Raw genomic sequence first — 21,310 nt, forward strand, 5'->3', positions numbered from 1 at the left:
AAGATGCTCTGAGTCAAGCGTGTGCTCCTACAGCAACTAGAGCTGCTGCAAGCGGTCGATGAGTGCGTCGCGGTCGACGCCGGCGAACGCGAGCGCTCGCGGAACGGTGCCGAGCTCTGCTCGCAGGATGCCGACGAGAATGTCGACCTCGGCCATCCGGCGTCGTCGATCGTGGCCTCCAATGCCGTGACCTGCCGTCGCCTGGCCGGCTGCGCCACGACCGGATGCCCGGTGGCCGACCGCGCCGTGCCCGGTCGCATTTCTCTGCGCGCCCGCGTGCCCCCGCCGCAACGCCTCTCGAGCGGATGCACCCCAGCCCGGCCGATTCCGGCGCGGTGTCGCCGTCAGCAGTGTCACATCCGGTGCTGTCACACCGGCGACGGCAAGGCTGCGCGCGCGCTCATCACGTAACGCAGCATCGAGCATGTCGTAGTTCAAGCCGCTTTCGCCGAGTGCTTCGGACACCGCGCCGCGACCTTCCAGGGTGACTGCGAGCAGCAGGTGTTCGGCCTCGACTGTTGCGGAGCCGCGTCGTGTCGCCTCGTCGACCGCTCGGATGAATACAGGGTGCAGCCGACGGAACAATTGAGCCTCAACGGCGTCGCCGCCGCTCGCGCGATCGTTGCCGCGCCCGTTCTTCGGTGCTTCGTTGTCCGGTGTTCCGGGGTTCGGGTCATCACGCATGGCGTCTCCTGAGTTCGATTCCTGCGTCGACCAGGCGACGCAGGTGCTTCTTGTGCACGGCTTGACGGGTCACACCCAGCGCCTGTGCGACCTCGCCCCAGCTCCAGCCGGCGCGCATGGCACGCTCGACTTCTGCGTCTTCCATGCGGTCGGCGAGTTCGCGTAGGGCCACGACGGCGGCGAGGCCGTCTGCGGCGCCGCCTGTCGGTGGTGGTGAAATCGGAGTCATGTAAGCAACATAAGTTGCTTATTCCCGCGTTGTCAACTCAAGTTGCTTATTAACGACAATCTCAAAGGTTCGCAGCGATCGCATCCGCCCGTCACAGCGCGAGCGCGTCCACCAGTCGCGTCGCTCCGAATTCGAAGGCACGCTCCACGTCTCCGCCCAACCGGAAGCCATTCGCCAACTCCATGCTGACGAACCCGGATGCCCAGGCGGTCAGCGTGCGTGCGGCCTCGAGCGCTTCATCCGGGCCGGCCAATTCTCTTGTGGCACGCAGCAATGGGGCGGCCGCCGTGGCGAGCAATGCGGGATCCGGTCGCGTCGCGTCGGAGCCCGCGAAGATCAGGCGAAACCCTGCGGGATTCGCGTGAGCGAATGCGCGAAAGGCGTATGCCAATTCGCGCAACCGGCCGCGGGCATCCGCACTGTGCGAAGCTACCTCATCGAGCTGCTCGCCAAGATCCTCGACCGCGTCAGCCGCGATCAGGCCGATCAGTGCCTCACGATTGCGAACCCGTTTGTAGAGTGACGGCGCGCGCACGCCGACGCGCTCGGCGACCGCTTGCATCGTAAGACGGGCAATGCCCTGGGATTCGAGAATCTCGCGACCGGCTCGGATGATGGCTCCAAGTGATGTGCGATCGGGTGTTGGCATTCGAGACAGCTCCATTCGCGATCTGAGTCCAAAAAGAAATATCGGCTATTGACAGTAGCCATGATAGCTACTTACCATTGCCATCAGCATCACGATAGCAGTTCGAAAGGTCACCGTCATGAAGCTGGCTCCAGCTCTGTACCGCGTCGGCAACGACATCGTCGCCGCGTATCTGGTCGATACCCCGGAGGGGGTGCTCCTGGTCGATGCCGGTCTGGCAGGGCAGTGGCGCGATCTCACGACCGAGCTGGCCGGCATGGGCCGGTCGGTCGATGACATCCGCGCTGTGATCCTCACCCACGGCGACAGCGACCACATCGGGTACGCCGAACGTCTGCGAAGGGACCACGGCGTGCCGATTTATGTTCACGAAGCGGATGCCGCCCGGGCGCGCGGGGAAGTCAAGTCCAAGACAGCGTGGGGGCCGTGGAAACTCGGCGCGATAAGCCGCTTCCTGGCTTATGCGATGCGGAAGGGCGGGATGCGCCCGACCTACCTGACAGAGGTGGTCACGGTGCACGACGATCAGGTGCTCGAGGAGCTGCCAGGCGCCCCGCGCGTCATCGGGCTGCCGGGCCATTCGCCGGGAAGCATCGCCGTGCACGTTCCCGTCGCCGACGCGATCTTCGTCGGAGACGGGCTCACCACTCGCCACGTTCTCACCGGGCAGGTCGGCCCGCAGCCAGCGCCGTTCACCGATGATCCTGCGCAGGCGCTCGCGTCACTGCGCCGTCTCGAAGACCTTCAAGCGACCTGGGTGCTGCCGGGGCACGGCGCGCCGTGGAACGGCGGCATCCAGAAAGCAATCGAGGCCGTCATGGCCTCAGCGCCCCTGCAGCCATGACGGCCTCACGCAACTCAGCTCTTGGGAGTCGCGCGCCGCAAGATGTAGAACCCTGCGACGCCGAGCAGCGCAGCCGGAACAAGAATCCAGGCGACGACCCCGGTTGAGCCGACATCTCCGAACCACGCCCACACCGACAACCAGCTCTGGGTGAACGTGATCAGCGCGGCGCCTGCGAGCAGCACGATCGTCAAGCACGCACCCGCCAAGATGAGCCCGTTGGACTTCCAACGCACGAAGACGGTGGCCGCGAACAGGCCGATGGCGAAGCAGATCAAGAAGGTGGCGAACACCGTGAAGATGCGCTGAGCAAGCGGACCCTGCCCGAAGTAGATCGCGGAGAACATGTGACCGCCGAGGCCCCATCCGTTCGTCCAGTCTTCAATGTACGACAGGATGACGTACGTAGCGGTGAACGCCGCAGACTGCACGACGAATGCCAGCGTGGTGCCCAGGTAGTAGTCACGACGCGTGACAGAGAAGCCCAGCGCGAACGGAAACGTCAGGGTCATCGCCTGGATCGCGGCAATCATGAGATACGCGAACAGCCACAGGGTCGAGCCACTGTATTGCGTGCCGTCCAGCGACGCCTCGCCGTTCGACGCGGCAGTGATGATCGCCCAGATGGCGTAATTCACCAGGAAGACAAACGCGATGATGAGCCACGGGATAGCCAGCATGTTCCAGCGGTTGGCGAATTGAAGGCGCACAACGTTCCAGATGCGCCTCGGCGCTCCCGCTACGCCGGTGAGCGGCATCACACCATCCGCTCGTGCTGCGACGATGGTCATTTTGATCCTCCGAATTCAGCGCCCGACCCGTGGGTCCTGCGCACGACGAGTTGCTGCAGTGACACCGGCGCGACCTCGAGGCCGGCTGCGCTTGCCGCCCCGCGTTCTGCCGTGGTGAGCCCGGCTATGGTGACGGATGCGAAACTCCCGACACCCTCCCGATGCAGGACCTCGCGCCTCGCGGTGAACGTGTCGACGTCCGTGCGCGGGCCGATGACGGTCGTGGCAGAATCGCGTAGGCTCTCGGCATCCTGGTCGATGATGATTCTGCCCTTGTCGATGGCGATCACGTGTTCGAGCAGATTCGCGACCTCGTCGATCAGGTGGGTCGACAGCACAACAGTGCGCGGATGCTCAGCGTAGTCTGCAAGAAGACGATCGTAGAAGATCTGCCGGGCAACGGCATCCAGCCCCAGATAGGGCTCGTCGAAGAAGGTGAGCGGCGCGCGGCTCGCGAGCCCCACGATGACGCCGACTGCGGAGAGCTGGCCGCGCGAGAGCTTCTTGATCCTGCGGTTGGTCGGCAGTTCGAATTCGTCCACCAGCGCTGCTGCAAAGTCAGCATCCCAGTTCTTGAAGAACCAGGGCGCGCTTGCGAAGACATGCTTGGGTTTGAAATCGTCCGGATACTTCTGGCTTTCCTTGATGAACGAGATGTTCTGAAGCACGCGCGCATTTTCGGCCGGTCGCTGCCCGAACACCCGCACCTCGCCGTTCGTGGCGAAGTCCTGGCCGCTCAGAAGCTGCATGATGGTGGTCTTGCCGGCGCCGTTGCGGCCGAGAAGCCCGTAGATCTTGTTCTTTTCGACGGTGAAGCTGACGTCATCGATGGCAGTCAGACTCCCGAATCTCTTGGTGAGCCCGGAAACCTCGACGACGGTCGTCGTGTCGGTGATGGTGCGTGTCATGGTGCGACTGTCTCCTTCTGGGTCATGTCTTTCTGGATCATGTCGGCCTGGGTCATATCGGCCTGGGTCATGCCTTTCTGGGTCATGCCTTTCTGGGTCATATCGGCCTGGATCATGTCCTTCTGAATCATGTCTGCGAGCTGGTCAGCGCCGATCCCGAGTTTTGCCGCTTCGAACAGCAGCGGCTGCAGATATTCCTGCCGAAAAGCCGTTGTGCGTTTGGCGATCAACCGTTCGCGCGCTCCGCTCTGGACGAACATGCCGATCCCCCGTCTTTTGTAGAGAATGCCGTCGTCGACCAAGAGATTGACGCCCTTGCCCGCCGTCGCGGGGTTGATGCGATGGAAGACGGCAAACTCATTCGTCGAAGGAACCTGCGTCTCTTCCGCGAGGCGCCCGTCGATGATGTCGTTCTCGATCTGCTCAGCGATCTGAACGAAAATCGGCTTGCCCTCTTCGATCACAGGACATTCTCCCGGTTGATTGGTTCATTACTTATGTAACTAACCAACCAGGTTGAGCGGCCGCTGTCAAGTGCGAGTTTTCGTGTGCGGAAGCGGCAGTCGCTTTGGCCGAGGGTCCGGCGGCCTGCACTTGTCCTCCACAGATAGTGATTTGGGGTCGGCTTCCACAGCGAGAAGAGTTCAGAACTCTTATCTGATCTGGCCTATTTTCGCGGTCGGAATGTCGGTAGTCACTGAGATGATACGGGTATGAGCAACCCGCTGGATGTCCCACCCGGGTCACCGGTCACCTTGCCGGTGAAGTGGCCTGCGCCCAGTTGCGGGTTCTGGGTGAGGACGACCTGCTGGTCACCGTGCAGGCGATCGAAGCGCTCGGCGCGATGACGTGCGCACCAAGCGAACGCGATGAATGAATCTTTGAGCAGTGCGTCGACTCGGTGTCAAAGGCTTCTTCGCTTGACGTCGCGGCGCGCTCCGCAATTAGCCTTGCGCACGTTACATCGAGGGTTGGACGTTCGCACGGGTGTTAGTACTTATCTTCGGATGTTATTCGGATATGTTCAGATTTATATAGAACATTCTCACTATTTTGTGGTACCATGAAGCATGGTCCCGATCCCCCAGCAGTCGATCTCTCAGCAGATCAGAGAAGACGCCCTGAAGGTGTCCGACTCTCTGGCCGCGCTGGAGCCGGTCGGCACGCCGGGTGGTCTGCCCCGACTTCTTGCGGGGCTGGATGACGACGCCTTGTTGGCGCTGCTGGCCGACGCGGCGACCGCCCGGGCACAGTTCGAACTGGTGATCACCGCCGGAGCCGGGATCGTCTCGGAACGCTCCAACCGGCAGCTCGGCTATCAGGGCTTGGCCGCGCGCCGCGGCCAACGATCCACCGCCGGGGTGCTGCAATCGGTCACCGGCTCGACGAGGGCCGAAGCATGGCGGCAGGTGCGCCTCGGCGAGGCGATGGCTCAGGCCGATGCCGCGACTCAAGCAAGCGAAACCGCCGACCCAGCCGGCGGCGTGGCCCCGACCGGTGCGGAAGGGCCGACCGGTGCGGAAGAACCGACGCGCGTGGCGACCGGTTCAGCACCTGACGGTGCGGCCGATGAATCGGGTCTGCCGCCACGGGCCGCGGCCGCGCAACGGCCGTGGCATGATCCGATCACCCTGGCAGTGGCCGAGCACACACTGACACCGGCTGGGGCGTCCGCACTGCTAGGCGGTCTCGGCCAGCCGACTGAGGACTGCGACAGTGAGGTGCTGCGCGAGGCTGCGGAAGAGCTCCTGGCCAACGCGGCCGGCGTGAACGCAGATGAGCTTGCAAAGCGAGCCCGATGGATGCGCGACCGCCTCGACCAGGTCGGTGTCGCCGAACGCGCCCGCGCCCATTTTGAAGCGCGAAAGGCGCGGGTGGGCACGAACAGTGCGGGCGCGCGCACATTGTGGATGGAATTCGACGACGACTCCGGTGCCTGGCTGGACTCGATAGTCAACTCCGGGATGCGGCCACGCCGTGGTGGGCCCCGCTTCGTCGACAAGGATGAAGCCGAGCGCGCCGAAAAACTGCGCACCGACCCGCGCACAGACGAACAATTGGTCTTCGACCTACTCATTGATGCGATGCGCACCGGAGCACTCGCCGACCCTGCCACGGTCTACGGCAGCAGGCAACCGGGTGTACGAGTAGTCATCACCCAGGAAAACCTTGACAAGCGCGACAGTGAGGGCAACCTCATCGGTACCGGACACTACGAGGACACCGGCGAGGTGGTTCCGGCGGAAACGATTGAACGGCTGCTCTGCGACACAGGCACACGCCCCATCACCGTCGACGAAGACGGCTGCCCGCTCGATGTCGGACGCGAACAGCGCCTTTTCACCGCCAAACAGAGAGTCGCCCTCGCCATCCGAGACGGCGGCTGCATGCACCCCGACTGCGACCGACCGCCCTCCTATTCAGAAGCGCACCACATCGACCACTGGCACGAACACCACGGCCGAACGGATATCGCCGACGGGATTTTGCTCTGCCGTTTCCACCACATGCTCTTGCACAATCAGCACTGGAGGATTCGACGAGAGGGCTCCGTCTATTGGCTCGTGCCACCGGCCGGCGACTCTCGCGCACAGATCCGACTCCACCGCAAGGGAGCTTGGTGGCAAGGCACCAGCAAAGCAAGCTGAACACCAGTCACACAGCCACAAACACCCAGGCCGGCCAGCCAGCAGCGTCAGCCAGCCGAATCAGCCAGCAGCGTCAGCCAGCAGCGTCAGCCAGCCGAATCAGCTAGCATCGTCAGCCAGCCGAATCAGCCAGCAGAATCAACCGCCGGCTACCGCACATCTGCGCTCGCTGGCGGCGCCTCCGCAAGACCCTCGGAGTGTGTGAGCAACTCACCAGCACGCTGAGCAGCACCCGGACGGGCGAGCACCACGATGATGTTCACCACGAGCCAGCCGATCGCCAGCCCAGGACCCCACCACGCCGCACCCTCCGGGAAGGGATAGATGTTTCGCAGCAGCGTGTAGCCCAGCACGATCAGGCCCAGAATCGGGATCACAATCTCCCACACGCGCACATGCCGCTCGCCACTGAAGAACAGCAACTTGATCGCGCCGATCGTCGCCAGCACGTACGCGACCAACAGGATCAACGTTCCCGCCGTACCCGACGCGATGAACAGGTCACTTGGATTGCCGCGCACACCGAACCAGGTGATGGCAATCGCAATGTAGATCGCAATCGACACCGCTCCGACCGCCCTGCTGGGCACGCCGTGCTTGACCGAGACCGCCTTCAGCGATGCCGGGCCGAGCCCATCCCGCGACAGCGCAAACACCAGTCGCGACGCTCCGACGACGGATGCCAGCGCGCACGCCACGGCGCTGATCGTCGCGCCGAGCGTGATCACATGGCCCAACCAGGCTGCCACATATTCGGTGCTGAGGTCCCCCACCAGCGACCCCGAGGTGGTGAACGCTTTGATTCCGGCGGGTCCGGCCCCGAAACCCATCACCTCGACCGCGGTGACGACGACGAAGTAGACGCCGCCGAAGATCGCGGTGCCAAGGATCGCACGCGGAATGTCCTTGCGCGGTTGCCTGGCCTCCTCACCGAGCGTCGCGGCGGCTTCGAATCCCGCGAACGACAGGAAGCCGAAGACGACGCCGAGGAAGACATCCGAAATGTCGGTGCCGGGTGCGACCGCGAAGACGCTCAGATCGAAGCTGCGCCCCTGCGGTGCAGTGCCGTTGAGCAACTTCACCAGGATCACGATCGTCACGATCAGAATCAACGCGACTGTCACGGACTCGATGATCAGCAGCAGACGGGTGCCGCCCTTTGCCGGCTGGGTCGCGAGGAACCAGACGAGCGCCAGCAGCACCCCGCCGATCAGGAAGCCGAGCCAGAGCGGGGCGCCCCTCCAAATGCCGAGCGTGCTGATCTCGTTGGTCAAGAAGATGCCGGCGGCCATCGTCGTCACGCAGCCGAAGAACATGTAGGTGCCGGCCATCGCCCAGCCGCTGAACGCTCCGGCCCGCGGGCCGAGGGTCGCACCGACGAAGCCGTAGACCGATCCGGAGTGGTTGAACCGCTGGCATAGTCGCACGAAGGTGTATGCAATCAGCAGCACACCGAACGTCGCGAGCGCGAACGTGAGCGGCACAGCTCGCCCGACCAGCAGAGCGGTGCCCTGCGGGTTGATGTTCACGGCCATCGACGGCGCCATGAGCGCCACCGAGACGCCGATCGCCTCCCAGATGCTGAGATTGCGGCGCAACTTCGGTGCGTCAGAGCGTTCTTGCTCCGACTGCACCAGGGGCAGATCATCCATGCGCGTTCCTTACTCTGTTGTTGCGGATGAGATTGTTGTGGATCTGGGTGTTGTGGATCAGGGTGTTGCGGATCAGGGGGTTGCGGATCAGGGTGTTGCGGATCAAGGTGTTGCGGATCAGGGTGTTGCGGATCAGAAGGTGGTGCATCAACCTGTCGTGGATACGGTTCATAATCCGTAGGCCCGTCGCGCATTGCCGGTTGTGACGGCTTCGACTACGCGTAGTGCGTCGGGCGCCGACCACTGGTCGTCTTCGACCCAGTCGCCGACAACCTTCTGCATGGCATTCCGCCACAGCCGAGCGCCGAGGTAGTGCAGTTCTGCGGGGCCCCAGGCATCCGATGAGTAGAGGATCTTCGAGAACGGCGCCATTTCGAACGACCGCGCGACAAGTGACGTCGACGCGGCACCGAGATAGTTCAGAGCGAGCCCGATATCGAGATAGACGTTCGCGAACGCCTGCGCCAGGTAGCCTGCCTCACGCTCGAACGGATAGCAGTGCAGGAGAAACACCGGAACGCGCTGCACCTGCGGCATCCGCAGAAAGTCGAGCAGGAGAAGCGGATTGGTGCGATGCAAGTCGAGGTCGCGATCGCCGAATCCGACGTGCAACTGCAACGGCAGCGACTGTTCGACCGCTGTGTAGATGATGAACGCGAGCAGTGTCGGGTCCACGAGACGAGGCGACGCCTGCCCCGATGCCGACACCGCCGACGCGGCGTGCCAGGCAGCATGCCACCCGTCAGCGGCTCGCTGCACGGCGGCGTCGGTGGGGCGCGACCAATCGATGTCGAAGCCGGCGCGGTACGCGATCACGCTCTTGACGCCGACGGCGCCGGGGGTCGCGCCAGGAATTGCACCGTGCGCTGCCACCCTCGCGGCCAACGCCGCTCGGTAACGTTCGGGGAAGTCGGCTGCACCAGCGGATGCGACAACAAGCGCCTCTGCGATCGTCTCCAGTCGCACGATCTCCCGACTCGGCACCCCTCCCGACAGTGCCGTGATGTCGGCGAGCCCGAGAATCTCGTCACCCCCGAAACCGGTATCGACGATCCAGGTGCTGACACCCGCCGCACTGAGGAAACGCCGCGTGACCTCCGTCTCGCCGAGGTCGTTTCGACGCGCCCAGTAGGCATCCGGTTGCGCGTGCTTCGGAAGGTCGAGCAGCGGCGCGCACCAACGGCGCACCGCGAAGCCGAGTTGCGTATCGAACGGTGCCATCCAGTCGGGCAACGGATCGGTGCTGGCCTCGTTGAGCGCGTTCTCGAGTCGTGCGCGCGGGCCGTCGTGACGGAACGCGCCGTGCACGTGATGGTCGACGAGCGGAACCCGTTCGATCAGGTTGCGAACCTCGTCGGCCACACCCATCAGATGGACCAGGCGAATCGGAATGCCTCGGTCAGCACCTCGGCTGGCGCGGAGCTGTAGGCGTCGATCTCGTGCCGGCGCACAGCGATCACGTTGTCCACGATGTCGGCGCCCAACAGTTCGACGGCCAGCGGAGATGCCGCAAACGCGTCAATGATCTCGCTCTGAACGGATGCGAGCTGGCTCACTCCGGCCGCCGCCTTCTGCGCGTCGGTCAGCTCGAGCGGGTTGACCTCGATTTCAGGAGGCAGCGGCGTACCGCGAGTGATTCCACGCAGTGCGCCCCCGAGCACGGTCGCAGATGACAGATAGGGGTTCGCCGACGGGTCGATGCTCTTGACCTCAACGTTGGCACCGCGCGGATTGGCGTCGCCCGCGGCGAGGAACCGAACCGCGGCTTCCCGGTTCTCCATCCCCCAGCAGGCGAACGCACCTGACCAGTAACCAGGCTGCAAGCGCGAGCCAGAAAGGACGGACCCGGTGAGCACCGCTTCGATGTGCGGAAGCGCCTCGATCACGCCGCCGATCGCGGCACCGCCGTCGGCGGTGATGCCGTGCGGGCCGTCGCCGCCGGAGAACAACGGAGTGCCGCCACGGGCGAACGAGAAGTGCAGATGTGCCCCGTTTCCGCCACCGCCGGCGAACGGGAACGGCGAGAATGATGCGAGGAGCCCGTGCCGGCGCGCGACCCGCGAGACGAGCAGGCGGGCCAGCATGACGGCATCCGCTGCGTCGAGTGGGCTGGCGGGCGGCAACGAGAACTCGAACTGGCCGGCGGCGTACTCGGCGTGAAACTGTTCGATGCCGAGCCCTGCCGCTTCGGCTGCGGCGAGCAGGTCGCGAACATAGGCCTCATGATCCAGGAGGGGGCCGAATCCGTATGGGGTCCAGTGGGCGCGGGAGAACGGGGCTCCGTCGGCCGCGGTCAGAGTGAATTCCAGCTCATGCCCGACACGAGCCTGAATGCCCGCTGCTTCCAGCCGGGACTGGACCTCGCGCAGGAGGCCGCGGGAGCAGGTCGGCGACGGGCTGCCGTCCTGATCGAAGATCTCGACCGGAGCCCAGGCAAGGCCGTCGTCGAGCACGCGGAGAGCATCCGTGTCGAGCCGCAACCGCAGGTCGCCGACGACGCCGACGTTGTCCGTGAACGCGATGACTCCGTCGATGCAGAAGACGTTCCAGGTGGGCGACGCACCGAGCCCGGCCGCATGAAATGTGCCGAGCCGTTCCAGCGGAACGCTCTTCGCCAGTGCAATGCCTGCGGAGTTGCAGATGGAGCCGATCACCAGTTCGACGCCTTCGCCTGCCAGCTGATCGCGCAGTTCGGCGATTTCCTCGGTCGGGTGAACGGGAAGCGCTTCGGGAGTCGACATAGCGATATCGTGGCAGATAATTGTGTCGACGTCATTACGATTCTAAAATTTTTGCTTGATATGTTCCTTTTATTACAACGTGTTGCCGAGCAAGACGACCCGGCCGGAAAGGCATCCCATGTGCAGACTTCTCGGATACGCGTCGGCGCATTCCCGCACGACGGAGTCGATCCTCGGCGGCACGCAGAGCGCTGTGTTTCAAGACATGGCCGTGCTCCACAAGGACGGTTGGGGCAATGCGCGTCTGGACGACAGCACCCGACCGCCGACGCTGAAAGCCGTGCGCTCCCCCGAATCCGGCATCCACGATGAGCAGTTGACCGATGTGCTCACCAAGCAGGCGTCGCGGGCACAGATCACCCACCTGCGCATGGCGAGCGACGGGATGGCCTGCGAGCCGCAGAACACGCATCCGTTTATTGAGGATGGACTCGCCTTCGCCCACAACGGAGGTCTGGCCCCACTCGAACTGCTCGAGGAGCGCATCGCTCCCGAGATCGTCGCGCAGCTGAAGGGCGACACCGACAGCGAACGCTACTTCGCCGTAATCCGCAGTGCTATCGCATCCGGGCAGAGCATCGTCGATGCCGTCCACTCTGCCGTGCACGAGCTACGGCCGCTGTTCCCGCACGCGAGCATGAATGCACTGCTTCTCTCGCCCACGCATCTGATCGCGATCCACGCTAGCCAGGGAGCGAAGATCCCGAACGAAGAATTCGACGCGAGCGGACTGAGCGACACGGAACTCCCGATGGATCATCGCACCGCGTATTACCTGATGCGGCAGAAGCGCCTCGATGACGGCACCATCATCTTCGCATCGTCCGGCCTTGACATCGTCGGCTGGGAACCGCTCGCACCCGAAACGATCGTCGCGATCGACCTGCGAACACTGCAAACGGAGACTCGGGCAATCACCGACGGGCCGCGCGCGATCGATGCAGGGCGCAGCAGCGCATGATCGCGGCGGCAGGTCCGGATGCTCGGGATACGGTTGCTCGGGGTACGGATGCGGCGGGTCCAGATCCGGCGGGTCCGGATGCTGTAGGTCCGGATGCTGGGCACGCCGGCGCGGAGAGCGCAGATGCTGCGGCTGCGGCTGCGGCTACCGGCCTGGCGTCGGATGCCGGGTCTCGCGTTTCCGAAATTATCGCCGAACGCCTGACCGAGTTGAGTCCTGCTGAACGACGGGTGGCTCGCGCGCTGCTTGCCGACTACCCGAGTGCCGGGCTGCGCACGGTCGCGGCCCTTGCCGCCGACTCCGGCGTCAGTGCACCCAGCGTCGTGCGCTTCTGCGTAGCGCTCGGGTTCGAGAGCTTTCGCGAGTTCCAGGCAGCGTTGCGCAACGAACTGCGGCTGCATAACCACGGACCGCTGGCGAAGATGCCGTGGAACGCGGAGCCGGGCTCCGAATCGGAGCTGCTGGTGCGTCGCGCTCGCACGGTGGCGACCCGGGCACTCGACTCGCTTGCGGCGATTCCACCGACTGAACTCGAACGTGCGATTGAGCTGCTCTCGACGCCAGGCAGGCCGTTGGTCATCTTCGGAGGACGGTTCAGTGGGGTGCTCGCCCGGCACCTGGCAACCAGCATTGAACAGGTGCGCGAGCACGTGCGGCTGCTACTTGACCCGTTCGGCGAAGATCTCGGCCAGCTCATCGACCTGACCCCGAAGTCGGTCTGCCTCGTTTTCGACTTCCATCGTTATCAGGCCAGTGCCGTGCGCTTAGCCGCCCTTGCGAAGCTGCACGGCTCGACCGTCGTGCTCGTCACGGACGAGCGGCTCTCCCCAGCGGCCGGCTCCGCCGACGTCGTCTTGCCGATTTCGGTGGATGCGCCGTCGCCGTTTTACACCCTGGTGGGCGCGCTCATGCTGACGGAGTTGCTCGTCGTGCCGATCGTGCAGCGTCTCGGCGAGAAAAGCGAACTCCGGATCAGCCGCTGGGATGCCGTCCGTTCACACGAGTTGGTAGGCGAGGACGACGGCCCGACTGCCTGACCCGTGGTCGAGCGATGCCCTGAGGAGGCCCGGTCCCTGAGCTTGCCGAAGGGCAGCCGTCTCGGAGGGTAGCCCGCGAGCGCTCCCCGCTGGTCGAGTAGCCCGCGAGCGCAGCGAGCAGGCGTATCGAGACCCCGCCCCCAGCAGTCCGGCTCTCCGGTCTCGATACACTCGCTGGCGCTCGTTACTCGACCAGCGGACGGAACGTCGACTCGCGTGCGCGAAGCAGCACAACGCAGGAACGTGCGACGAATCACAAGACTCTTGCGCGGCATCCGCCGTACGCTGGGGTGTGTGACAGCGTACGTCTCAGCCCTCGACCTTTTCACAATCGGGATCGGGCCCTCCAGTTCGCATACGGTCGGACCGATGCGGGCCGCACGGGCATTCGCCGACTTCCTCGCGGAAGACGGGGTCCTCGAGTCTGTCAATCGTGTGCGCTGCACGCTCTACGGTTCGCTCGGCTCAACCGGGATCGGCCACGGAACTCCGGATGCTGTGATCGCCGGGCTCGCCGGCGCTAGCCCCGAAACATGCGAACCTGAGCATGTTCGTGGATCCTGGACGAGTCTGCCGGGCCGATCGAACGCGACGCTGCCTGTGGTGCGGTTGTCGCGGATCGGGGAGACACGTGACTCCGCGAGTGCTGCCGGAACAGCTCGAGCAGCGGAGAGCGGGCCTTCCCTTGGAGACGGTCGCCCTTCGGCAAGCTCAGGGAACGCGACAAGCTCAGGGAACGCGGCAAGCTCAGGGAACGCGGCAAGCTCAGGGAACGCGAAAAGCTCAGGCGACGGGCGAGTGCTGCTGAACGGCACGCATCCGATCGACATGGAGCAAGGCGACATCGTGTTCGAGCCGCGCACCCGTTTGCCGGGTCATCCGAATGCGCTGACGCTCACCGCATGGAACGACCACGACTCGGCGCCGATTGCCGAGCGCACGTACTACTCGATCGGCGGCGGATTCATCAAGCGTGACGGCGAGACGTCGCGCCTCGGGGAGAACGCGGCGCATCCGTATCCGTTTGCGACCTCAGCGCACCTGCTCGAGCTGTGCGACGAAAACGACCTGACCATCGACCAGATCGCTCTGCGCAACGAGGTGGAGCTGCATGGCAAAGACGCGATCACAAGCGGCCTCGACGCGATCTGGGATGCGATGGCCGCAAGCGTCACCGCTGGACTGGGCGGCAGCGGCATCCTCCCCGGCGGCCTCGGCGTCAAGCGTCGTGCGGCTGCGGTACGCGAGCAGTTGGAGGCCTGCGCGGCTGACCCGGGCCGCGACACGTCGATCGAGTGGTTGCATGCGTTCGCGCTTGCCGTCAACGAAGAGAACGCATCGGGCGGGCGCGTTGTGACAGCGCCGACCAACGGGGCGGCCGGCATCATTCCGGCGGTCGGCCACTACTACCTTCGATTCGTGCGCGGTGCGTCCCGCGACGGCATTCACCGTTACCTGCTGACGGCCACGGCGATCGGCTCGCTCTTCAAGGCGAATGCGTCGATCTCAGGCGCAGAGGCCGGCTGTCAGGGCGAGGTCGGTTCCGCTTGCGCGATGGCGGCGGGCGGGCTGTGCGCTGTGCTCGGTGGAACGACGCGGCAGGTGGAGAATGCGGCCGAAATCGCGATGGAGCACCACCTCGGGCTCACCTGCGACCCCGTCGGCGGGCTCGTGCAAGTGCCGTGCATCGAACGCAACGCCATCGCTTCCTCGACCGCCGTTTCAGCCGCTCGCCTTGCATTGCACGGTGATGGCACCCACCTGGTTTCGCTCGACACGGTCATCGAAACGATGCGGCGCACCGGGCTCGACATGTCGACGAAGTACAAAGAGACGAGCGAGGGCGGCCTGGCCGTCAGCGTGCCCGACTGCTGAGGCGCCCGCGCGCCAAGCGCTGGGTGCTGGGCGCTGGGCGCCGGGCGCTGGGCTATCCATCCTGGGTTTGACGCGCGTATTACCGCGTGTTTCGGTGACCAGTGCATGCGTGCACAGCCTCGTCTAGCGTTGTGCGCGTGACCAGCACCATCACCACTGTCTTCGCGCCCGACAACGGCGGCACGCCGGCGAGCAGCCGTCGGGCACTGGTCGGACCGACCGTGTCGACGCAGTGGCTGGCCGATCACATCGGGTCCGACGACCTCGTCATCATCGACGCCACAGTTTTGCAACTCGGTGGACCCGGCGAGAAGCCAGCTTATGTCAATGGGGATGAGGAGTACCTGGTGCACGGGCACGTTCCAGGCGCGGTGTTTGCAGATCTCCTCACCGACTTCAGCGATCCAGACGGCCGGCTGGGGCTCGACAAGCCGACGGCAAAGCGATTCGCTTGGGCTGCGGCATCCGTCGGTGTGGACAACAACACGAGAGTCGTCGTCTACGACAATTCCGTCGGGCACTGCGCTGCCCGCCTCTGGTGGCTGTTCCGCGCGTTCGGGCACGACAACGTTGCCGTGCTCGACGGCGGCTTCCGCAAGTGGCGCGCGGAGCAACGGCCGATCGACCTGGGCTATGTGGCGCCGCGTCAGGTCGGCTCTTTCATCGCCGAGGAACGGCCACAGTTCTGGGTCGACAAAGCATTCGTGCGCGCGATTGTCGACGGCGACGCGGATGCCGTGCTTGTCTGCGCGCTCCCCCGCCACGAGTTCACGGGGCAGGTCGTGTATCGAGCTCGCGCCGGGCATATCCCCGGCAGTTTCAGCGCACCCGCAACGTTCCTGATCAACCGGAACACGAACGAACTTCTGCCGCTCGACGGACTGCGTACCTTCTTAGCGGATGCCTACGCCCCCGACCGCAAGATCGTCACCTATTGCAGCGGCGGGCTTGCCGCCGCGGCCGCCGCACTCGCCTTCGTTCGACTGGGGCATTCCGATGTCGCGATCTACGATGGTTCCCTCAACGAGTGGGTGCTCGACGAAGACGCGCCGTTGGTCACCACAGCCTAAGCGCCGACCGCCTGAATTGCCGCTCCTCAGACGTTTCATCGGCTGAGTTGACATGCTGATCATATGAATTCGAGCGGATTGTCCCCTGCGCAGCTGCGGCGCTTCCGCGCGATCCTGCAGGCAAGCAGAGCGGATGCCGCCCAGCACCTCGCGCGCCTCACCGACTCGATGACCGAAGTGCGACTGGCGCGTTCCGACGGATCGGCCGATGACGAACACGATCCCGAGGGCCCGACGATGTCGCAGGAGTGGTCGAGCCTCGACGGGCTCGTGACGTCGGCCGAAATCGACAGGGCCGCCATCGACGCAGCGCTCGCACGCATCGACGACAACAGCTTCGGATGCTGCACCCGCTGCGGCAACCCGATCGGTGCCGCTCGATTGCGGGCGCGCCCCGCCGCCGAACTCTGCATCGACTGCGCTCGCCTCCCGCGCTGATGTGTGCCGGCAATCGAGTAGCGAGCGCCACCGTCGGTGGTCGAGTAGCGCATGAGCGCAACCACCGGTGGTCGAGTAGCGCATGAGCGCAACCACCGGTGGTCGAGTAGCGCATGAGCGCAGCGAATACGCGTATCGAGACCTGGTAATGCAAGCCACGGAGGTCTCGATACGCCCACTCGCTGGCGCTCGCAGGCTACTCGACCAGCGAAAACCCGAGCCAACGGACTAGAGCAGGGTGACGCCACTCACCCGCACGACGGCGGTACCTTCTTCTGCCGATTCGGCCAGATCCACGACCGCGTCGATCCCCCAGTCGTGATCGCCCGCCGGATCAGCCAACACCTGGCGCACGCGCCAAACGTGATCGGTTGCCGCTGCGCTGTCGTCGATGACGAGCATCATCGGGTTGCGGGCGTCCGCGTCGGTGAGAATCTGCGTATGCTCAGCGAAGTATGCGTCGAGATCGCTTGCCCAGGCACCCGCCGGGTAGTCATCGCGCAGAGCTCCGAGCTCTTCGTAGTGTTCGAGCGCGGCCAGCTGAACCCGCCGGAACAACTCGTTGCGCACCAGCACCGTGAATGCGCGGCGATTCGTCGTGACGTTGCGCGGCGCGGGCGGCACGATCGGCGTCTCGCCGCGAGCGCGTGCGTGCGCGTCAAGCAGCAGGGCGTCGGGGTGGATGAGTTCTTCCCACTCATCGAGCAGGCTCGAGTCGACCTGTCGCACGAGCTCGCCGAGCCACTCGATGAGGTCGAGCAGTTCCTCGTTCTTCAAGTCGTCCGGAATCGTCTGCCTGGCCGCACGATAGGCATCCGACAGGTAGCGGAGCACGACTCCTTCTGAGCGGGGCAGCTTGTAGAACGAGATATATTCCGCAAACGACATAGCTCGTTCGTACATGTCACGAACGACTGATTTCGGGCTCAACTCGAAGTCGCGCACCCACGGCTGATGAGCACTGTACGTCTCGAAAGACTGCGCCAGGAGTTCAGCCAGGGGCTGCGGGTGAGTGACCTGTTCGAGCAGTTCCATCCGCTGGTCGTACTCGATGCCTTCTGCCTTCATCGCTGCAACGGCTTCGCCGCGCGCCAAGAACTGTTGCGCGGACAACACCGGGCGCGGATCATCGAGTGTCGACTCCAGGACTGAGATCAGATCAAGCGCGTAGTTGCCGGTGCCGATGCCGGTCGTGCCTGTCGCAGACGTCTCCGGCTCGAGCAACTCGAACGCGGCAAGCGCAAACGGCGACAAAGGTTGGTTGAGCGCGAAGTTCGGTTGCAGGTCGACCGTCAGCCGGATCTGGACGGCGGGTGCGGCGGAGGTCTCGATACGCTCGTTCCTCGCTACTCGACCAGCGCTACCGTCACTCGCTACTCGACCAGCGCTACCGTCACTCGCTACTCGCCCAGCGCTACCGGTGGTCGAGTAGCGAGCGCCAGCGAGCGTATCGAGACCCGTATCGAGACCCGCGGCGGGCAGCTGCTCGACGATGCCTGCTGCGACCAGGGTGCGGTAGATGCCCAGCGCGCGGCGCGCGAGTGCGAGCTGATTCTTCCACGGTTCGTGGTTGTCGAAGATGAGCTGATGCACGTGCTCGTACACGTCTCCTCCGCGTCCGATCACGTTGATCAGCATTGCGCTGGTCATCTGCATGCTGGAGCGCAGCGTCTCCGGTTCGGCCGCGATGAGCTTGCGGAACGACGGCTCGCCCCACGAGACGAACCCTTCCGGCGCCTTCTTGCGCACGATCTTGCGGCGCTTCTTCGGGTCGTCGCCGGCCTTCTCTATCGCTTTGAGGTTCTCGGTCTCATGCTCGGGCGCCTGGGCAACGACGGTTCCAGCGGTGTCGTAGCCCGCGCGGCCCGCTCGCCCCGCGATCTGATGGAATTCGCGAGCGTTGAGTTGACGCATCCGCACACCGTCATATTTGGTCAGCGCGGTCAGAAGTACCGTGCGAATCGGCACGTTGATGCCGACGCCGAGCGTGTCGGTGCCGCAGATCACGCGTAGCAGCCCGCGTTGAGCCAGCTGCTCGACGAGGCGGCGGTACTTCGGCAGCATGCCGGCGTGGTGCACGCCGATGCCGAGGCGCAGCAGCCGCGACAGGGTCTTGCCGAAACCGGTCGCGAAGCGGAAATCACCGATCGCTTCGGCGATCTCATCGCGTTGCTCTCGGGATGCGACGCGGGCGCTCGCCAAAGCCTGCGCACGTTCCAGCGCGGCCAACTGTGAGAAGTGCACGACGTAGATCGGCGCTTGGTGGGTCTCGAGCAGCTCTTCGATGGTCTCGTGCGTGGGCGTGAGGGCATACGAATAGTGCAACGGCACTGGCCGCTCGACACCCGTGACGACTGCGGTCTCCCGCCCGGTGCGCCGGCTGAGATCTTTCGCGAGGCCGGTCACGTCGCCGAGCGTCGCCGACATCAGAATGAATTGCACGTTCGGCAAGGTGAGCAACGGCACCTGCCATGCCCAGCCGCGATCGGGGTCGCCGTAGAAGTGGAATTCGTCCATGACAACTTGACCGACCGGGGTCGCCGGTCCCATTCGCAGGGCGAGATTCGCCAGGATTTCGGCGGTGCAGCAGATGATCGGCGCATCCGCATTGACCGACGAATCGCCCGTCATCATGCCGACGTTCTCGGCTCCGAACGTGTCGACGAGGGCGAAGAACTTCTCAGAGACCAGGGCCTTGATCGGTGCCGTGTAGAACGTGCGGCGCCCGTCCGCGAGAGCGGCGGCGTGCGCTCCAACCGCCACGAGTGATTTGCCGGTGCCGGTCGGAGTGCTCAGGATCACGTTCGAGCCGGACACCACACCGATCAGCGCCTCTTCCTGCGCCGGGTACAGCGTGAGCCCGCCCGCGCTCACCCACGCGCTGAACGCGTCGAAGACGTCATCCGGGCTCGGGGCGGTCGCAACGCCGGGCGCGCGCGCGATCGTGGTGCCCGCACCGCCGGCATCCGCGATCATGGTCAACAACGACGGGCGAGCGTCGTCCGCAGCGGCCACGGCAGTCGTTTCTTCTACTGGCACCGGTTACAGCACGTCCTCGAGCAGTCGCGGCTGATGCCCGGTGAGCGCCTGGACATCGCCGGTCACGCGCTCGAGCTCGCCGTCGGCGATAGCGGTGTAGGTGCTGACCCACGCGTCCAACTGCCACTGCTCGGCATCCGGATACGTCGCCTGCCTCGACGCATACGCCTCAGCCACGGTCTCGTTGTGGAACGTGACCGAGCGACCGGTCGCCGCACTCACCCGACAGGCCAGCTCAGCGAACGTAAGCGCCTCGCGCCCCGTCAGTTCATACACGGCATTCTCGTGCGCAGCCGGTTCGTTCAGGATGGCGACGACCGCGTCCGCGACGTCTGCTCGGGCCACCGCAGCGGCGCGCCCCTCACCGGCGGGCCCGCGGATAACTCCGGCCTCATCCGCGAAGAACGGCAAGAGATCCAGATAGAAATTGTCGCGCAGGAACGTGAATGTCATGCCGCTCTCGCGGATCGCCTGCTCGGTGAGACCATGATCGTGGGCGAGCGTGAAACCCGCAGCGTTGCCCGCGCCGACGAAGGAAGTGTAGACCAGGTGCCGCACGCCGGCTTGCGCGGCAGCCTGAATGAAGCTTCGATGCGCCGCCAATCGATCAGCGCTCTCGGTCGCAGACACCATGAATACGATGTCGACCTCGGCGAGCGCCTGCCGAACGGCGGCGGCATCCGCGTAGTCCGCTCGAGCCAGTTCGACGCCGTCCAAGCGCGGCACCCGCGACAACTCTCGGGCCACGAGCCGCAGCGACGGCCGCCCTACCACCTCCACAAGTCGACCTCGATGCGCGGCATCCAACGCCAGTGTGCGGGCCACGATCCCGCCGATGTGTCCAGTGGAACCAGTGAGCGCGATCGTCGTCATGACTTTCGTTTCGGTCGCTTGGCCGCCGAACTCTTCTTGCCAGCTTTGCCTACAGCGCTTTGCTTGCCCGCTTTGGCGGTTTTCGCCGCACCGGCGCCTTTCGCAGACCCGGTGCCTTTGGTGGGCCCGGCGCCTTTCGCAGCACCGGCGCCTTTCGCAGCCTTGGCCGCCTTCGCGTTCGCCTTTTTCTGCGCCGCGCTGGCCGGCCGGGCTGTGACACTGCGTGAGCTGTGCGCGGTGCGCCCGCGGACGACCCCGATGAAATCGTCGACGGCGACGCTGTCGGCATCCGGACGGTGGAAATCGGCGGTGTGCGCGGGCCAGGCCAACGCAATGTCGGTGGACGGCGCATCCGTCACCGGACGATAGGTCACGTCACGCCGGGCGTGCAGCCGGGCGATGGACTGCGGCACGATCACGACACCGGCGCCGGCCGCGACGACTGCGATCGTCTCTTCGATGTCTCCCGAAGCGTCGTGCACCGTTTCGTCGCGCAGGTCGGCACGACTGATCTCGTCGACGGCGGCAATGGCGTGATCCTTGGGAACGACCACGACCGCGAGCTCAGTGTAGAGCGGAATGACATTGAGTCCGTCGCGGTCGATCGGCAGCCGCACGAACGCCATCTGCGCGCGGCCGTCGCGTAAGACATCCGTCTGGTCCGTGTCGGTGCGCACCAGTTCGAGGGGACGATCGGGCCGGCGCTGCCCCCAGATTCGGGCCCATTTCGCCGGCGTGACACCGCGCACATAGCCGACGCGGAACGGCTCGACAGGCTCGCGTCTCGGTCGGGTGTGTGAATCCGCGGCCATCGTCATCTCCCCTGTCTGCGGCGCCCGCCTGCTGCGTGACTTCTGTCAGGATACGCTGG

At 65.0% G+C, this 21,310-nt stretch carries 20 protein-coding genes; 7 read left to right on the forward strand and 13 right to left on the reverse strand.

Annotation, left to right across the window (positions count from 1 at the left end):
• Nucleotides 1–36: 36 nt before the first annotated feature.
• From QU604_RS15795 to QU604_RS15805, 3 genes are all read right to left on the reverse strand, one after another.
• Complete coding sequence (locus QU604_RS15795) at nt 37–684, reverse strand: Clp protease N-terminal domain-containing protein (protein WP_308465573.1); 648 nt, start codon at nt 682–684, stop codon at nt 37–39.
• Nucleotides 677–913 (reverse strand): hypothetical protein, encoded by a 237-nt coding sequence (locus QU604_RS15800; protein WP_308465574.1) that lies wholly within the window; start codon nt 911–913, stop codon nt 677–679. The genes QU604_RS15795 and QU604_RS15800 overlap by 8 nt, the downstream gene beginning before the upstream one ends.
• 91 nt (nt 914–1,004) lie before the next feature.
• The gene (locus QU604_RS15805) at nt 1,005–1,562 is read right to left on the reverse strand and encodes a TetR/AcrR family transcriptional regulator (protein ID WP_308465575.1); all 558 of its coding nucleotides are present in this window, start codon (nt 1,560–1,562) and stop codon (nt 1,005–1,007) included.
• Nucleotides 1,563–1,680: 118 nt separating this feature from the next.
• Here QU604_RS15805 and QU604_RS15810 point away from each other — a divergent pair, with 118 nt between their 5' ends.
• A complete protein-coding gene (locus QU604_RS15810) occupies nt 1,681–2,406 on the forward strand; it encodes an MBL fold metallo-hydrolase (RefSeq protein WP_308465576.1) in 726 nt (241 codons plus the stop codon).
• 14 nt (nt 2,407–2,420) lie between these two features.
• Here QU604_RS15810 and QU604_RS15815 read toward each other — a convergent pair whose 3' ends face one another.
• From QU604_RS15815 to QU604_RS15825, 3 genes are read right to left on the reverse strand one after another with little or no spacing between them, the layout of a single operon-like run.
• The gene (locus QU604_RS15815; RefSeq protein WP_308465577.1) at nt 2,421–3,197 is read right to left on the reverse strand and encodes a hypothetical protein; all 777 of its coding nucleotides are present in this window, start codon (nt 3,195–3,197) and stop codon (nt 2,421–2,423) included.
• On the reverse strand, nt 3,194–4,105 hold the full coding sequence (locus QU604_RS15820; RefSeq protein WP_308465578.1) for an ABC transporter ATP-binding protein: 912 nt from the start codon (nt 4,103–4,105) through the stop codon (nt 3,194–3,196). Before QU604_RS15820 ends, QU604_RS15815 begins: the two co-directional genes overlap by 4 nt.
• Nucleotides 4,102–4,569, reverse strand: a complete 468-nt coding sequence (locus tag QU604_RS15825) for a GntR family transcriptional regulator (protein WP_308465579.1) — start codon at nt 4,567–4,569, stop codon at nt 4,102–4,104. Before QU604_RS15825 ends, QU604_RS15820 begins: the two co-directional genes overlap by 4 nt.
• 606 nt (nt 4,570–5,175) lie before the next feature.
• On the opposite strand from QU604_RS15825, the gene QU604_RS15830 reads away from it, so the two are divergent.
• Nucleotides 5,176–6,753: a DUF222 domain-containing protein gene (locus tag QU604_RS15830; RefSeq protein ID WP_308465580.1), complete on the forward strand. Its 1,578-nt coding sequence runs from the start codon at nt 5,176–5,178 to the stop codon at nt 6,751–6,753.
• Between the two features lie 149 nt (nt 6,754–6,902).
• On the opposite strand, the gene QU604_RS15835 is transcribed toward QU604_RS15830, so the two are convergent.
• From QU604_RS15835 to QU604_RS15850, 4 genes are read right to left on the reverse strand one after another with little or no spacing between them, the layout of a single operon-like run.
• Nucleotides 6,903–8,405, reverse strand: a complete 1,503-nt coding sequence (locus QU604_RS15835) for an APC family permease (RefSeq protein ID WP_308465581.1) — start codon at nt 8,403–8,405, stop codon at nt 6,903–6,905.
• On the reverse strand, nt 8,398–8,577 hold the full coding sequence (locus tag QU604_RS15840) for a hypothetical protein (RefSeq protein ID WP_308465582.1): 180 nt from the start codon (nt 8,575–8,577) through the stop codon (nt 8,398–8,400). The genes QU604_RS15835 and QU604_RS15840 overlap by 8 nt, the downstream gene beginning before the upstream one ends.
• Nucleotides 8,574–9,773, reverse strand: a complete 1,200-nt coding sequence (locus QU604_RS15845; protein ID WP_409349973.1) for an amidohydrolase family protein — start codon at nt 9,771–9,773, stop codon at nt 8,574–8,576. The genes QU604_RS15840 and QU604_RS15845 overlap by 4 nt, the downstream gene beginning before the upstream one ends.
• Nucleotides 9,773–11,146, reverse strand: a complete 1,374-nt coding sequence (locus tag QU604_RS15850) for a type I glutamate--ammonia ligase (protein WP_308465584.1) — start codon at nt 11,144–11,146, stop codon at nt 9,773–9,775. Before QU604_RS15850 ends, QU604_RS15845 begins: the two co-directional genes overlap by 1 nt.
• A 118-nt stretch (nt 11,147–11,264) precedes the next feature.
• On the opposite strand from QU604_RS15850, the gene QU604_RS15855 reads away from it, so the two are divergent.
• From QU604_RS15855 to QU604_RS15875, 5 genes are all read left to right on the forward strand, one after another.
• Nucleotides 11,265–12,107 carry a class II glutamine amidotransferase gene (locus QU604_RS15855; protein ID WP_308465585.1) on the forward strand — a complete coding sequence of 281 codons (843 nt, stop codon included), beginning with the start codon at nt 11,265–11,267 and terminating at the stop codon, nt 12,105–12,107.
• Nucleotides 12,104–13,144, forward strand: a complete 1,041-nt coding sequence (locus tag QU604_RS15860) for a MurR/RpiR family transcriptional regulator (protein WP_308465586.1) — start codon at nt 12,104–12,106, stop codon at nt 13,142–13,144. Before QU604_RS15855 ends, QU604_RS15860 begins: the two co-directional genes overlap by 4 nt.
• A gap of 294 nt (nt 13,145–13,438) precedes the next feature.
• Entirely contained in the window at nt 13,439–15,019 is a 1,581-nt protein-coding gene (locus QU604_RS15865; protein WP_308465587.1) for an L-serine ammonia-lyase, read from the forward strand.
• Nucleotides 15,020–15,156: 137 nt separating this feature from the next.
• On the forward strand, nt 15,157–16,089 hold the full coding sequence (locus QU604_RS15870) for a sulfurtransferase (RefSeq protein ID WP_308465588.1): 933 nt from the start codon (nt 15,157–15,159) through the stop codon (nt 16,087–16,089).
• A gap of 63 nt (nt 16,090–16,152) precedes the next feature.
• Nucleotides 16,153–16,527 carry a TraR/DksA family transcriptional regulator gene (locus tag QU604_RS15875; RefSeq protein WP_308465589.1) on the forward strand — a complete coding sequence of 125 codons (375 nt, stop codon included), beginning with the start codon at nt 16,153–16,155 and terminating at the stop codon, nt 16,525–16,527.
• 228 nt (nt 16,528–16,755) lie between these two features.
• Here QU604_RS15875 and QU604_RS15880 read toward each other — a convergent pair whose 3' ends face one another.
• From QU604_RS15880 to QU604_RS15890, 3 genes are all read right to left on the reverse strand, one after another.
• Nucleotides 16,756–19,503, reverse strand: a complete 2,748-nt coding sequence (locus QU604_RS15880) for a DEAD/DEAH box helicase (RefSeq protein ID WP_308468943.1) — start codon at nt 19,501–19,503, stop codon at nt 16,756–16,758.
• A 66-nt stretch (nt 19,504–19,569) separates the two neighbouring features.
• Entirely contained in the window at nt 19,570–20,439 is an 870-nt protein-coding gene (locus QU604_RS15885) for an NmrA family NAD(P)-binding protein (protein WP_308465590.1), read from the reverse strand.
• Entirely contained in the window at nt 20,436–21,251 is an 816-nt protein-coding gene (locus QU604_RS15890; RefSeq protein ID WP_308465591.1) for a LysR substrate-binding domain-containing protein, read from the reverse strand. The genes QU604_RS15885 and QU604_RS15890 overlap by 4 nt, the downstream gene beginning before the upstream one ends.
• Nucleotides 21,252–21,310: the final 59 nt, after the last annotated feature.

The sequence above is a fragment of the Rathayibacter sp. SW19 genome (assembly GCF_030866825.1).
GTDB lineage: Bacteria > Actinomycetota > Actinomycetes > Actinomycetales > Microbacteriaceae > Rathayibacter_A > Rathayibacter_A soli.

Coding starts and splice junctions, on each gene's coding strand:
- QU604_RS15795 (WP_308465573.1), bottom strand. CDS start 684: ATGCGTGATGACCCGAACCCCGGAACACCGGACAACGAAGCACCGAAG.
- QU604_RS15885 (WP_308465590.1), bottom strand. CDS start 20,439: ATGACGACGATCGCGCTCACTGGTTCCACTGGACACATCGGCGGGATC.
- QU604_RS15880 (WP_308468943.1), bottom strand. CDS start 19,503: ATGATCGCGGATGCCGGCGGTGCGGGCACCACGATCGCGCGCGCGCCC.
- QU604_RS15820 (WP_308465578.1), bottom strand. CDS start 4,105: ATGACACGCACCATCACCGACACGACGACCGTCGTCGAGGTTTCCGGG.
- QU604_RS15800 (WP_308465574.1), bottom strand. CDS start 913: ATGACTCCGATTTCACCACCACCGACAGGCGGCGCCGCAGACGGCCTC.
- QU604_RS15860 (WP_308465586.1), top strand. CDS start 12,104: ATGATCGCGGCGGCAGGTCCGGATGCTCGGGATACGGTTGCTCGGGGT.
- QU604_RS15890 (WP_308465591.1), bottom strand. CDS start 21,251: ATGGCCGCGGATTCACACACCCGACCGAGACGCGAGCCTGTCGAGCCG.
- QU604_RS15805 (WP_308465575.1), bottom strand. CDS start 1,562: ATGCCAACACCCGATCGCACATCACTTGGAGCCATCATCCGAGCCGGT.
- QU604_RS15810 (WP_308465576.1), top strand. CDS start 1,681: ATGAAGCTGGCTCCAGCTCTGTACCGCGTCGGCAACGACATCGTCGCC.
- QU604_RS15835 (WP_308465581.1), bottom strand. CDS start 8,405: ATGGATGATCTGCCCCTGGTGCAGTCGGAGCAAGAACGCTCTGACGCA.
- QU604_RS15830 (WP_308465580.1), top strand. CDS start 5,176: ATGGTCCCGATCCCCCAGCAGTCGATCTCTCAGCAGATCAGAGAAGAC.
- QU604_RS15815 (WP_308465577.1), bottom strand. CDS start 3,197: ATGACCATCGTCGCAGCACGAGCGGATGGTGTGATGCCGCTCACCGGC.
- QU604_RS15855 (WP_308465585.1), top strand. CDS start 11,265: ATGTGCAGACTTCTCGGATACGCGTCGGCGCATTCCCGCACGACGGAG.
- QU604_RS15840 (WP_308465582.1), bottom strand. CDS start 8,577: ATGAACCGTATCCACGACAGGTTGATGCACCACCTTCTGATCCGCAAC.
- QU604_RS15845 (WP_409349973.1), bottom strand. CDS start 9,773: ATGGGTGTGGCCGACGAGGTTCGCAACCTGATCGAACGGGTTCCGCTC.
- QU604_RS15850 (WP_308465584.1), bottom strand. CDS start 11,146: ATGTCGACTCCCGAAGCGCTTCCCGTTCACCCGACCGAGGAAATCGCC.
- QU604_RS15875 (WP_308465589.1), top strand. CDS start 16,153: ATGAATTCGAGCGGATTGTCCCCTGCGCAGCTGCGGCGCTTCCGCGCG.